The 14,890-nt window shown below is 40.1% G+C and carries 7 protein-coding genes; all 7 read right to left on the bottom strand.

Going from position 1 to position 14,890, the window contains the following annotated elements:
* Position 1: 1 nt before the first annotated feature.
* Complete coding sequence (locus BKM63_RS14325) at positions 2 to 1,576, bottom strand: glycoside hydrolase family 43 protein (protein WP_071637237.1); 1,575 nt, start codon at positions 1,574 to 1,576, stop codon at positions 2 to 4.
* Between the two features lie 21 nt (positions 1,577 to 1,597).
* Complete coding sequence (locus tag BKM63_RS14320) at positions 1,598 to 3,802, bottom strand: beta-glucosidase family protein (RefSeq protein WP_071637236.1); 2,205 nt, start codon at positions 3,800 to 3,802, stop codon at positions 1,598 to 1,600.
* Positions 3,803 to 3,886: 84 nt separating this feature from the next.
* Positions 3,887 to 5,869, bottom strand: a complete 1,983-nt coding sequence (locus BKM63_RS14315) for a glycoside hydrolase family 97 protein (protein ID WP_071637235.1) — start codon at positions 5,867 to 5,869, stop codon at positions 3,887 to 3,889.
* Between the two features lie 538 nt (positions 5,870 to 6,407).
* Positions 6,408 to 7,295, bottom strand: a complete 888-nt coding sequence (locus BKM63_RS14310) for an alpha/beta hydrolase (protein WP_242661149.1) — start codon at positions 7,293 to 7,295, stop codon at positions 6,408 to 6,410.
* A 67-nt stretch (positions 7,296 to 7,362) separates the two neighbouring features.
* Positions 7,363 to 9,255, bottom strand: a complete 1,893-nt coding sequence (locus tag BKM63_RS14305; RefSeq protein ID WP_071637233.1) for a glycoside hydrolase family 97 protein — start codon at positions 9,253 to 9,255, stop codon at positions 7,363 to 7,365.
* 10 nt (positions 9,256 to 9,265) lie between these two features.
* Positions 9,266 to 11,698, bottom strand: a complete 2,433-nt coding sequence (locus BKM63_RS14300) for a sugar-binding domain-containing protein (RefSeq protein WP_071637232.1) — start codon at positions 11,696 to 11,698, stop codon at positions 9,266 to 9,268.
* Between the two features lie 47 nt (positions 11,699 to 11,745).
* Positions 11,746 to 14,883: a glycoside hydrolase family 2 TIM barrel-domain containing protein gene (locus BKM63_RS14295; RefSeq protein WP_071637231.1), complete on the bottom strand. Its 3,138-nt coding sequence runs from the start codon at positions 14,881 to 14,883 to the stop codon at positions 11,746 to 11,748.
* Positions 14,884 to 14,890 lie beyond the last annotated feature (7 nt).

Below are 14,890 nucleotides of genomic sequence, written 5' to 3'. Positions count from 1 at the left end.
TTTAGTTCATTTTACCTGGTTTATACGTGAAACTGTCAAAATCAGCAGATGCTTTGGTGCTTTTGTTTTGAGATGCAGCGTAAAGTCCAATATACACTCCTGTAAAACCTCCATTGGTCTCAGAACTAAGGTACCAAATATTGATTTTATCTAAAAATTTAAATTCCTTCCCATCCAGAGAATAGTAGAAGCTGTAAAAATCTTTATTGCCTTCCACTTTCAAATAAATCTTACCAGATGGAATTTCCACTTCCGATGCGGTGTGGCTCAGCATGCCCATTTTATAACGCAGTACTAGTTTATTTTTGCCTTTTTCTGTTTTTTTCAAAGAAAGATCGTAATGCGCCTGACTAGAATAGAAAATGGTCATACCAGCTTCATCTCCACTTTTTGCATTATCTAATGACATTGCAGTCGAAGCTGAAAAATCAATATGTTCCTGCCTGCGTCCTATAAAAGTTGGCGAATCGTTGTCGTCTAAAGATACCCAAGTGGCTTTTAATCGCAATGAACCTTTCTTTTCGGTAAGTGAATACTTTTGCATAAAAGGATTTCTAAGATAGTTCCAATCGGCACCCAGCTTTACCTCATCAAAACTCGTAGAAAAATCATGAGGTTTTACAGCCTGTAAAGGTAAAGTTGGCACATTCATATCTATATTAACCGTGCCATTGCCATTTATTACCGGCCAAGCATTTGCATCCCATCTAACAGGAGCTAGAAATGTTTCTCGACCTAACACATGGTGCAGCAGACTCTGCGGACGGAAGCCTAGAAAGACAATCCACCAAGAACCATCATGCGACTGAATAAAATCGCCGTGTCCTGTACCTTGAATCGGATTGCTCTGAGCAATTTCGTTAATATGCGTCAGAATCGGGTTGGCAGGATTGGACTCGTAAGGCCCATAAACGTCCCTGCTTCGCGCTATGGTTATTTTATGGCCGTATTCTGTGCCTCCTTCTGAAATTAGCAGATAATACCAGCCGTCTTTTTTATAAATGTGCGGAGCTTCAGGATAGCGCCCTCCTGTTCCATTCCACACCGTTTGTCCTTTAGTGAGTTTTTTTCCTGTTTTAATATCAATTTCGCAGATCGTAATGCCATTCTGATTCGATACAAAATAAGATTTGCCATCTTCAAAATATAACGAAGGATCTATACCGCCCTGATCGACAAAAACGGGTTCTGACCATTCTCCTGCAGGATTATCGGTATGAACATAAAAATTTCCTCCGCCCGATACATTGGTCGTGACCATATAAAAACGGCCTTCATGATAGCGGATTGTAGGGGCATAAATACCAGCTGAAGGAGCGCATTTATCTAACTTTAACTGGGAAGGGCGCGTAAGGCAATGCCCAATTTTGGTCCAATTGATTAAATCTTTACTGTGAAAAATGGGAACTCCCGGAAAGTATTCAAAGCTGGAAGTCACCAGATAATAGTCATCTCCTACCCTGCATACGCTAGGATCTGGATGAAATCCAGAAATGACTGGATTTTTGTATCCCTGCGCATTCAAGAAATGGCAGCATCCGCCTATAGTGATTAAAAGGAAAATTATTCTTTTCATATTTGTAAATATTGCAATGCTTTATTTTAAATTAAAATCTGCCGCTCCTCTAATATCAGCAGCTGAAGCTCCAATCATTATTTTGAATTTGCCAGGTTCTGCGATCCATTCTTTTTTAGTGTCGTCATAATAAGAAAAATCTTCTTTTGTTAAAGTAAAATGCACTGTTTTTTCTTCTCCCGGTTCCAGTGAAATTTTTTCAAATCCTTTTAATTCTTTAATAGGACGAGGCAGGCTTGACTTTTCGTCACTGACATAAAGCTGCACAACTTCTTTTCCTGCTACTTTTCCTGTGTTTTTTATGGAAACTGTTACGGTTAAAGGGTCAGCAGCTGTAATCGTTTTTGATGAAACAGCTGGTTTCCCGTACTGGAATGTGGTGTAACTCAATCCATATCCGAAAGGAAAAAGCACAGGGATTTTTTTAGTATCGTACCAGCGGTACCCTACTAAGATGTCTTCTTTATAATAGACATTTTTCCCATCACCAGGATAACAAAGCTGGTCAAAAGCATGTGCTCCTGCGTCCTCCAATTTTTTAGGAAATGAAATAGGGAGTTTTCCTGACGGATTTGCCTCGCCAGAAATAATATCAGCCAAAGCATTTCCTGCTTCCGAACCAAGATACCATCCTTGTACAACGGCTTTTGTTTTGTTAAGCCAAGGCATCAAAGCCGCATTTCCGCTTAGTAAAACAACTGCAACATTATTATTTACTTTCTGTATTTCTTCAATAAGCTTGTCTTGACCAAACGGCAGGCTCAGTGATTTACGGTCTCCGCTTTCACAATCCTGAAAATAATTTTTATTCAACCCTCCAACAAAGAGAACTATATCAGCCTGACGAGCGGTCTCGATCGCTGCGTTTTGCAGAGAATCAAGATTTAATTTAGAGGGTTCTTCGGCACCATAAAGCGGTCGTCCCGAAGCATATCCCATACTGTAAACAATATTATTTTCGCCGTATTTATTTTTTAATCCCTGCAAAGGAGAAATTTCGTAAGCCGCTTTCAATGACGTAGAACCGCCGCCAACGATCAGGCTTTTCACGGCATTTTCACCTATCACCGCAATTTTTTTATATCTGCCTTCTGGAATAGGTAAAAACTGTTTTTCGTTTTTAAGCAATACGATTCCTTCCTGTGCTATTTTTCGGGCTGCATCGCTATGCTCGGGAGAAACAAAACGGCCATAAGAACGATTGGCGCTCATAGTAGTACGGAAAATCATTCGCAGAATTCGGCCTGCTTTATCGTCAAGTTTTGACATTTCGTATTGGCCCGATTTAATTCCTTTCAGAAAAGGATCAGCTAAATAATAGCTCGAAAAAGGAAAATGGCCTTGCGTGGTCAGTCCATTGGTATAAGTACCCATTTCAATATCAAGTCCGCCATTGACCGCTTCGTCAGTATTGTGAACACCTCCCCAATCGCTCACCACTACACCATCAAATTTCCAGTCGGTTTTTAAGATTTGGTTGAGTAAAATGTCGTTATGGCAGCAGTGCACTCCCCATATTTTGTTATAAGCTCCCATGATAGACCACACATTCCCTTCCTGAACTGCGGCTTTGAAGGCTGGAAGATAAATCTCATGCAAGGCGCGATCGCTTACGTTGACATTAATTTCGCCACGGGCAATTTCCTGATTGCTCAGGGCGAAATGTTTTACACACGCCGCCACTCCATTAGACTGCACGCCTTGCACGTATGGAACCACCATTCGCGAAGCCAAAAAAGGATCTTCGCCCATGTATTCGAAATTTCGTCCATTAAGCGGCGTACGGTAAATATTTACGCCAGGCCCTAACAGCATAGTTTTGTCACGGTACCGGGCTTCTTCTCCAATAGATGTGCCGTAAAGCTGCGCTATCTTTGGATTGAATGTTGCCGCAAGACAGGTTAAGGCAGGAAAAGCAGTGCATGAGTCATTCGTCCATTGTGCTGAGTTCCATTCGTCCCAGAGTTTTTCATCGCTCACCCCGTGAGATCCGTCTGATGACCATACATCTGGTATGCCCAGACGGGGAACTCCTTTAGAGCTGAACTTTGACTGCGCATGGCAGAGTGCTACTTTTTCTTCTATCGTCATTCGCGATAAGGCATCCTTTACACGAACTTCTATTGGCTGGCTTTCCTCTAAATAAAGAGCAGATTGCGCCCATCCAAAAAATGGCGAGAGGAAAAAATATAGTAATAGTAAAACAGTGATATATCTTTTTTTCATTATAGTATACTTTCTAATTCATTATCAGGTTACAGAACAATACTTACTCCAATAGGCAAGAGAGTCATTCCGAGATATTTTTAACTATTTTTCAGGATTAATTATAATTGCAAAACCTCCTCCAGGAGCCATCTGCACTTTCAATTTACCGGCATTGGTTACTTTAATTATTTCACGTTTGTAATCTGTTGGATCTTTTTCAGCATTCAATCCGTCTTTAAAAATTTCTGCTGTAAAGTTCCCTTTTTCAAGGAAAGATAAATCGAGTGCTATTTCTCTAGCCGACCAATTGGTTAAACCGCCTACAAACCATGTATTGCCTTTTTTTCTGGCAATGGCTGCATATTGGCCTACCTTTCCATCCAGCGCAACTGTCTCATCAAAAGTGGTCGGAATTTGAGATATAAATGTAGTGCTTTGCTGTTCTTTCATATAAGCTGTTGGACTATCGGCCATCATTTGCAGCGGCGCTTCATAAAGAACATACATACCCAGCTGATGGCATCTTGTGCCTTGGCTCATTGGCAGTGAATTGCTTGGACGAAAATCTGCTTTTGTTGCATTGCGCATAGCTCCCGGCGTATAGTCCATAGGTCCTGCCAGCATTCTTATAAAAGGTATGCTCGCTTCATAATGCGGCATGTCATCTTTTGGTGTCCATTTCGCATTTTCCAAGCCTTTGACTCCTTCAAAATTTAGGATATTTGGATAGGTTCTTTGAATGCCAGTCGGCTTATACATTCCGTGATAGTCAATAAGAAGTTTGTAAGAGGCCGCCTTTTTCGCAATATTATAAAGCGAGTTAACCATTTTTTGATCGTCACGGTCTATGAAATCTATTTTAAAGCCTTTCACTCCCATATTGGAATACTTGGTAAACGCATCATCTAAAACCTGATTTACAGCATACCATGAAGCCCAAAGCATGATTCCGACATTTTTTTGTTTTCCGTAGTCGATAAGTTCTTTAATGTCCATAGCTGGCGAAATCTTCAAGATATCGGTTTCTTCGCTCCATCCCTCGTCTATCACCACATATTCAATATTGTTTTTAGAAGCAAAATCAATATAATATTTATAAGTCTGCGTATTGATTCCAGCCTTAAAATCGACTTTCGATATATTCCAGTCATTCCACCAGTCCCAAGCCACTTTACCGGGTTTGATCCAGCTCATGTCAGAAATTTGTGAAGCCGAAGAAAGTTTTTGAACCATATCATTATTCAAAAGCTCGGTGTCGTTTTCACTTATGATGACTGCCCTCCAGGGAAAACTTCTACTGCCGTTTGTTTCTGCAATGTAGTTCTCTCTCTCAGAGACCATGTAGTTCATTTTATTATAGCCGCCTAAACGCTCCTTTTTTGGATAATGTGCAAATATTCCCCTAAGTCCATATTGCGTTCCATTATTTCGTGTTAAAAACATGCCCGGATAGTCTTGGAGTTCAGCCTCAATAATAGCTGCTTTTTTTCCATTTCCTAAATCGACAAGAAGCGGAGAAATAGCTAATGAATCTTTGACAAATTTAGAAAGCGGAATTTCATCATAAAGCGCTTCAAAAGCAGAAGTATACATGTCTTTTTCTCTTAAATCGCGAACATAGGGTACAAAAGCTTTATGGTCTTGGCTGAAGTTAAAGCTGGCTTCTTCAGATGCAATGGTAATTTTTTTATTCTTATTTGTAAAAAAACGATAAGCTGCACCATCATTATAAGCTCTTAATATCAGACCAAAATTTCCTTTAAAATTTACAATCAGCTGATTGTATTGGTCCACAACCGTTTTCTTCTTATAAACAGGCGTTTCGAAAGTGGTGTTTGAAGCCGAATTTTTAGTGCTTGCAATTTTCGCATTATTTCCTAAAATCTCTCCGCTGCCCAATGTTAATGAAATAGCTGAAGGAGCAACGACTTCTGTATTGTTATGTTTCACAGACCATCGGATTTTGGCGCCGTTTTCTAAATCCATCTCAATCTTTCCGTTGGGAGACTTGAGATGGAGCACCTGCGCCGATCCGCCTGCTGATAAAAATATTAAAATAACTGCCTGTAATAAAGTCCTGTTCATTTGATGTGTGGTTATTGTAGTTAGTAATTAAATGTTTTTTGGTACGCTTTGAAAAAACTTAAAAACGTTCGCGTAAATGTTGTCTCTTTTGGAAAGCTGTTTTTAGCATCTTGATGCACCAATTGATATTGGTGCTTTGAATTACAGCTTCAAAGTTTTTTTCAACTGGCAAATTTGACAAGAAAAAACAGCTGACTACGGTACGCTTTGTATTAAAAAAGGGCAATAATTGTTGTACTCATCAATATTTTAGACAATATAAAGATGATTGATATGGTTTTTCAAAAAGATCTGCTTCCAAAAACAGATAGCAGCAGTGAAATTAAATATAGGTTCTTACCTGTTTGATGTAATTGCTCCAAATTCAATTTTAACACATAGAAAAATAGATTCAGAAAGCTTTAAGAAGCGTTTCACTAGTTTAAATGCACATAGTAGCTATGTGAAAGAATAAAATTCTCTTTTAGAGACCTTAAAAAACAAATAAATCTATGTTTCTATGTATTTAAAACAATTACACCCAACAGGTTAGGTTCTTTTAATTGATTAAGCCTTTTGCTTTGAGCCATCTGCCGCATGCCAGACTCCAATCTGACTCTGTGCTGCCAGATTTGCCTAGTCCATAGCCGTGTCCTCCTTTTTCGTATATAAGAAGCTCGCAAGGAATCTTATTTTTCTTTAAAGCTAAGGCATATTGTATACTGTTTTCTACTGGTACAGCACCATCATCCATGGAATGGACTAAAAATGCTGTCGGAGTTTCACTATTGACTTGCAGTTCATTTGAAAAATTATTAACCTGCTCAGCTGATGGTTTTTCGCCCAAAAGATTAATTCTCGATCCCATATGGGTTATTTCTTCACGCATTGATATTACAGGATATATTAACAGTGAAAAATCTGGACGCGCACTAGTTGCATCTGCACTCTCATCATATACTTTTGTATTAAAATGTGTTGAAAGAGTAGAAGCCAAATGCCCACCTGCAGAAAAGCCCATAATGCCGATTTTTTTAGGATCGATTCCCCACTCTTTGGCTCTGCTTCTAACCAAACGGATGGCACGCTGTCCATCTTGCATAGGACCTATTGATTTATCGGTCATTATAGCAGCATCCGGCAATCTGTATTTTAATACAAATGCCGTAATGCCAAGACTATTGAGCCATTGTGCAACCTGTTTTCCCTCATGTCCGATAGCCATTCCGGAATAACCTCCGCCAGGACAGATAATAACGGCAGTACCCGTTGCTTTTTCAGCAGGAGCAGGATACACATCTAATCTCGGATTCGTAACACGCTGCATCCAGCTATCGTCTGAATTGGTTTCTTTATAATCGGCATTAGCTATAGCCCCAGGCACTTTCTTATCCCACAGGTTAATGGTTTTCCTTTGCCCAAATGTTTTACCTGCTACCATAAGCATAATAAGCAATGCGGTTCTAATTCCTTTTGTTTTCAAAATACCTTTCATTTTAAATTATATATTCTAACTATTTTATAAAGCCTGTAAATCCTCCTCTTGGCAGGCACTCAATTTTTAATACGCTGCCTTTTTTAACTTTTATTGTTTCAGAAGAAAAAGATTTATCGTCTTTGCCATCTTTTATCAGCTCAAAATTATAAGTCCCTTTATCAAGGAAATCGAAGTTTATTGTTAAAGTCTGAGCCTGATCTTTACCGTTTAAACCTCCAAGGTACCATTTATCTGCCTTTTTTCGGGCGATAATGATTTTTTCTCCCGGAAAGCCGTCAATTAATTGCGTATCATCCCAACTTACAGGCACTTTTTTAAGAAATTCTTTGGCTGGTTCAGGAAGCGATCTGTAGGCTGATGGTTTATCGGCAAAATGCTGCAGGCCGGATTCAAAAACAACAGCCAAAGCCAGTTCATGAGCATAGGAAGTAATATGCGGATGCTGGGAATTTGAAAAAGTAACCGGAGTATAATCCATCGAACCCACTACATTTCGAGTAAAAGGGAGCGTGGTATTATGAACAGCAGCTTTATCTGTAAGCTCAGCCGTATTGTTGTACCACTCTGCACCATAAACAGCCTCGGTTGACATCAGGTTGGGATAAGTTCTAGCCCAGCCTCGGGGAACAGTGGCTCCATGAAAATTTACCATTAAATGATATTTAGCAGCATCCTTTAAAATGGCTATATAATACTGCATCATATCTTGCTGGTCGCCCGCAAAAAAATCGACTTTTATGCCATACACGCCAATTTTATTTAGCCACGAAAATTCCTTGGCTCTTTTTTCAGCCGTTTGCAAACGATCGTTTGGAGTAGGTTCCATCCAGCTTGTTCCAGAATTGTACCATATCATAGGTTTTATTGATTTGCTTTTCGCATAATTTACCGCATCAATGATGCTGCCGCCATTTGCCATTACATCCCATTCCCAGTCAATAAGCACGTATGGCCAGTTCATTTCAACAGCCAAATCAATATAATCGGTCACAATTTTGTAATCTTTAGAACCTCGGTTGTTGGCCCAGTAGATCCATGAAACTGCACCAGGCTTAATCCATTGAGTATCTTTCACACGGCTAGGCGTGCTTACATCTGTAATAAGAGTAGATCCCACAATATCTGAAAGTTTTCCAATTATTACGGTATGCCATTGGGAATGCCATGGCTGTTTTGATTGCACCGCAGAGGGATAGGCAATTTGATATTCATCAGCATTAGTAGTGCTCGTTAATCTGGCAGCGCAGTTATCCTCGCTGATATCAGCTTCAGAAACTAGTGCCCACACGGGTTGGTTTTGAAGTTTATACAATGCAGGAAAGCCGTATTGCTGTACTTTATCTGTTGCTGTCCCGCCTGTGCTATACGGGAAAAATCTCTCGTAGGAAGGGTCGTATGGCTGCATCCATCGGTCTGCTTTTTTCGGCAGGGCATATGTCGTAGCTTCTCCAGTAATACTAACTTTAGAATCGGAAGCATCAGGAAATACATAACGAAACGCTACCCCATTGTTATAAACCCTGAAAATGATATCTAAAGTCTGATTGTTTGTGTTTTTAAAATGAAATGTTTTTTCGATCGCTGTATTTTCGCAATGCTTGCGCTTGCCGCAAATCATCTCGTACGTATCTTTCACCGAAACAGATTCGGATTGTCCAACAAACAAAAGATTCCCCACAAACTGCTGGTCTTCTCGTGTTATACCTAATTTTGATTCGCGTACCACTTCTGAAAGGGTGTTATCGCTTAGGTATAAAACTTTATAAGAAACACCATCAGGTTTCTTGTTATCAGGCAGGTTTAAAATAACTTGTATACGTCCGTCGGGAGAACTAATCTTCTGAGCGTCTATGCAGAATGAACATAAAAAAAGGATTAAAAAAAGGCTTTGCCTCACTGCTAATGTCATATTCTTTTAATTAATTTGATGTAATAGTAATAATCTGCGGTTGTAATCCATCTCCAGAAACCGTTAGTTTTATCTCCCCTTTCTGATGAGTACTTCTCACAATTGCCAGAGCCCTTCCGTGCCAAGCTTTTCTAGTACGAGATTGATAGGGTTCAAAATCTTTTAGATTGGCATTATCGACTGCTTGGATACTTCCAGGTCCCTCAATTTTAAAAGTAAGGCGTCCCTCTGCATTAGGGTTCAAAACTCCTTCTTTGTCTATTAGTTCAACTGCAATATAGGTCAGATCTTGTCCGTCGGCTTTGATCTCTTTTCGGTCGGCTGCCAATTTAATCTGCACCGCCTCACCTGCTGATTTCAGTGTAACGGACTCCTGTTCTTTTTCATTTGCTACACCAGCTGCTCTTAAGATGCCTGATGCGTAAGGTACGGTAAAAACCGCTTTAAATTCTTGCTTCTCTCCGGTTTCCTTCTGTCCTAAAAGCTGGCCATTAAGATACAGTCGAACCTTTGGATATTTAGAATACACTTCGACCTCAACATTTTTTCCAGTATATTCAGGCCATGTCCAGCTTTCCCAAGTAGGATACACCGACCACCAGGTCTGTTTAATTTCAAGAGGTTCTGGTGCAGGTTCTCGAACTGCCATATAGAGTTTTTCTTTTTCGTTATACAGCATGCCTCTATAATGTGCAATAGGTTTTCTCCATCCTATAAGGTCTATATCTCCGCAGTAAGCGCCATGCCATGGAAAAAAATCATTTTCCCAATGTTCTCCGGGCACTTCTCCTGAATAATAGTAGCGTCCTATTCCAGATTCTCCCAGATAATCCATGGCTGTCCATACAAAATCTCCAATGATGTAATGGTTTTTCTGTACTAATTCCCAGTTTTTAAAAGCATCTTTAGGATACGATTCTGTTTGGACTATAATTCGAGAAGGCACTCTTATATGATCTTGCGGCGCTTTATCTAAATTGTAATTATATCCCGCAACATCATGCTGAGCCATCAAAGGGTCAAATATGTCCCAATTCTTACCGCCATTAACAATTGCCGATGTTATCGGACGACTTGTATCGATTTTCTTTATTTCTTCAGAAAGCATTTTGGCCGTATTCACTGCATCAAGATCTTCTCTTTCAGGTATTTCATTTCCAATGCTCCACATGAAAATGCTGGGATGATTGCGGTCGCGCAGCACCATAGCCTGCAAATCGCGTTTCCACCAGGCATTGAAATAGTTTGAATAATCATATTTATTTTTCCCAATCTTCCAGCAGTCAAAAGATTCGTCCATAACCAGCAGGCCTAATCGATCGCAGGCGTCTAGGAAGGCTTCTGAAGGAGGATTATGAGAGGTTCTTACAGCATTGAATCCGCTGGCTTTTAAAAGCTCCGCTTTACGCTGTTCTGCACGGTCAAAAGCAGCGGCGCCCAAGGAACCATTGTCGTGATGCACACATCCTCCGTTGAGCTTGATTGTTTTTCCGTTGAGCTGAAATCCTTTTTCTGCCGTAAATGCTAGAGAACGGATGCCAAAATCGGTAGTACTCTGGTCTAACATTTCCTTTTGTTTTGAAACCTGTACCAAAGCTTTATATAAGGAAGGCTGCTGCGGACTCCAAAGTACCGGATTACCTACTTTAATAAGCTGGACAACAACTTTTTCGCTCTTTGGAGAAAGCGCTACTTTTGTTTCATGACGCCCTGCTGTGTTGGATTTCGGATCTTGGATTAGCGCTGTAACAGTAATTTCCTGTAACGATTTGGTTTCATTCATCAGTTTTGTTTCCACACGAACTGTTGCTTTTTTTGGAGAAATCTCGAAAGTACTGATTCCTGTTCCCCATTGCGCTATATGAATTGGATTGGTCTGAATCAGCCAGACATGCCTGTAGATTCCCGATCCGCTATACCAACGGCTGTTCATCTGCTGTGAATTGTCTACCCGCACAGCAATCACATTCTGCTGCCCATATTTTAGATATGGTGAAAGGTCATAGCTGAAAGAAGAATATCCGTAAGGATAAACTCCAAGCGATTTTCCGTTAATAAACACTTCGGAATTCATATAAACCCCTTCAAAGTAAATCGCTGTTTTTTTTGTCTTCCAGTTATCAGGCACCGTAAAAGTCTTTCTGTACCAAGCGACTCCTGCCGGAAAATATCCTCCTCCTGCGCCAGTAACGTTCTTTGGATGAACTTTACCTTCAATACTCCAATCATGAGGCAGATCAAGCTCTCGCCAGTCTTTATCATTGAAATTATCCGATGACGCTTGAGCTGACTCTCCTAAAAAAAATCTCCAATCACCGTCAAAAAGCTGTTTCCTCTTTAAGTTTTCCTGTGCATGCAGAGATAAAAAATTCAGAAGCAGCATGCATAAAAGCAGCATGCTTTTCTTTAAATAGTGTATATGATTCGAAATTAAATTATTCATTTTCGTTATTTGATTTTATGCTGTTCTAAAATGATGCAGACAAGATGCTACTGCTTTTGGAGATATTCTAAAGTAAATCCAAACTCATAGGGCTTACTGCCAGAATTGGTATATTTTTCCATTGTTTTTGCTCCCCAAGAATCATCGCCTCCAACACCATGAATATTTAGATCAATATTAAGGTTGATAAAATCGCGTCTGGCCAGCTGATAATCGTGTCTGGCATTTTCTAAATCTTCTTCTGTATAAGGCCAAGCACGGAAATTCAGCGGCTGCAATCCTGTTACTTTGATACTGTTTCCGTTTGGCGATTCAAGAGAAAACCAACGCACATCACTGCGGTTTGCATTATCCTGCGGAGCTGGATATGGAACAATAAAATGTTCTAATTGTTTCTGATACGCTCCTAACAGAGAAGCTGTTTTTCGGTCTGGATAATTTTCGTAAGGACCCCGGCCATACCAGTCTACAGTATTATAATTTTTGGGAATGCGAAGTCGCATCCCAAATTTAGGAATTTGTCCGATAGTATCGTTTAATGGCGTATAAAAAGCTTTTGCACCTAATTTTCCATTGCCGTTTAGCTGATATTCCAGCGTATAATTAGCTCCAATACGGGGAAAACTGATATCAAACTTCACCGTAGCCAAAGTGTCTTGTCTGGTTACAGCAACCTTTTTAACCACTCTATCGGCTGTCGCATTTTTCCATTTAGAGAATTCTTTTGCATAACCGCTCTGTTTCTGGTTATCATTTGGCGGTTTCCAGAAATAAGGCTCCAGAGGTCCTATTAAAAGCTCCTGATCTTTAATCTTCCAACTTGTCAAGTCACCATTGGTTTTATTGAAAACAAAATTCATGTCATCCGTTTTAAGTTCAATAACAGCAGGTGTTTCCTTTACTTTTACAGTCTTTGCTCCAGAAATGCTTTTATTCCACTGATAGGGTTTTACTATAAACTGCTCACGTGCGATGCAATAGCCTGTTTCTGCCCAAAGTGCAGCTTCTTTAAGCCTTACATAAAGATTGAGGCAGATTTCAGAACAGGTTTTCTGTTCGTTCTGAAGATATGGAAGATCAACAACAGCGGAAGTGCCTGGCAGAACAGAACCTACGTTTAGAAGACCTCTCTGCAGAGATTTTCCTTCGCAGACATATTCATATTCAATATCGAAATTTTGAAGCGGCAGAAAATCAAAACGATTGGTGACTTTAATACTCGTTTTATTTTCATCCTGCATTTGGAAAACAACAGGCTGATAGACTTTCTGCACCTCATAATAATGGGGATATGGTTTTCGATCAGAAGAAACCAGTCCTCTCATGACAAAATTGCCATCGTTGGGCTTGTCGCCAAAATCTCCGCCATACGCCCAAAATTCACTGTCTTTTAAAGTATAATCGTCAGGGTGCTGGGTAAGTTCAAACGGAGAACCATCTTTCGCTTTTGGCAGTCCGTGTTCATCCCATTCCCAGATTGCAGCACCGCATAGGCTTGGATCTGCATAAATTACATCCCAGTATTCCTGCAGATTACCGCCTGAATTTCCCATAACATGTGCATACTCGCGCATAATTACGGGTTTGTCTTTTATCTTTTCGCCCAATTTCTTAAAATCCTCAGGATGCAAGTAGCTATCATCATAGAGATCTGATATTTCCCTGTGGGTATCCGAAAAAACCAGACGTGTCTTATCGAGTTTGCGAATGGTATCTGCCATTGCTTTCATATTTTCTCCTTTACCGCCTTCATTTCCCAATGACCAGAAGATAACGCAAGCATGATTTTTGTCTCTTTCAACAAGCGATACTGCACGTTCTACATGGGAAGTTTTCCAGAGAGGATCTTCACCCAGCTCTTTATTTCCTAGACCGAAAGCATGGGATTCCTGATTCGCCTCGTCCATTACATAAAAACCGTATTTGTCGCAAAGCTCATAAAACAACGGATCATCAGGATAATGGCTTGTGCGTATCATATTGATATTGGCCTGCTTCATCAGTTCCATGTCTTTCACCATGACTTGTCGGCTGATAGATTTTCCAGTACGCGGATGCATTTCATGGCGGTTAATACCTTTCAATTTCACTGCTTTGCCATTGATGTAAAATACGTCTGCACGCACTTCGATGCTTCGAACACCAAAATAGCATTCGGCTCTGTCTACAATCTCATTTTTCTTGTTTTTAAGCTGCAGAACAAGCTTGTACAAATCTGGAGTTTCTGCTGACCAAAGCTTTGGATTTTCCAGCATAGCATTCATTGTAAAAGAGATTTCATAGTATAGGGAAACAGGAATCTTTGTTTCAAACTTTTTCTCTATATAATCTCCTGATTTTGAATATCCGCTTATAGCTGCCTCAACTTTCAATCCTGAAGTATTCTCTGTGTGCCTGTTATCCAAACGGACATCGATGGCAACTTCTGCTTTTGAATATGATTTGTCTGGAATTGCCTTTACAAAATAGTCTCCGATAAAGGTCTTAGGTCTTGCAATCAGATCAACATCTCTAAATATCCCGCCCAAACGCCAGATATCCTGATCTTCCATATAACTGCCATCGCAGTATTTGTAAACCTCTACGGCCAGTTTATTTTCTCCTTTTTCAATATAAGGCGTAATGTCAAACTCGGCAGGCGACATAGAATTTTCACTGTAGCCTACTTTATGTCCGTTTACCCAAAGATACATTGCCGACTGGACTCCTCCGAAATTAATAAATATCTGTTTATCATGCCAGTTCTCCGGAATCTTGAAGCTAGTTGTGTAGCTGCCAACTGGATTTCTTTCTTTAAAAGCCGTAAAACTCTCATCGGGTTCGCCGCTTACTCTTGGAATATCTCTTTTAAAAGGATAGGCCACATTGGTGTAAATAGGTGTTCCAAATCCTTGCAATTCCCAGCTGGCTGGCACTAAAATAGCAGTCCAAGCATCAGTAGAAAAATCTTTGCGGTAAAAATCAGCTGGTCTAGACTGCGGATTGGCTGACCAATTAAATTTCCACATCCCATTAAGAGACAGAAGCATTGGATTATTTTTTTTCCCCTCGGCAAGAAAACCGTACGCATGCGGTTTTTCCTTATTGATACCATTAACAGCTGGATTCTCCCAGTCATTTACCTGCTGTGCATCTATAAGATTAACCGCAAAAAACACGGCAATGAGAAAGATTTTTTTTATCATATCGATG

The sequence above is a fragment of the Flavobacterium johnsoniae genome, from assembly GCF_001879205.1.
Lineage (GTDB): Bacteria > Bacteroidota > Bacteroidia > Flavobacteriales > Flavobacteriaceae > Flavobacterium > Flavobacterium johnsoniae_A.
The sequence above is the reverse complement of the archived record's forward strand: the minus strand, read 5'-3'. Positions and strand labels throughout refer to the sequence as shown.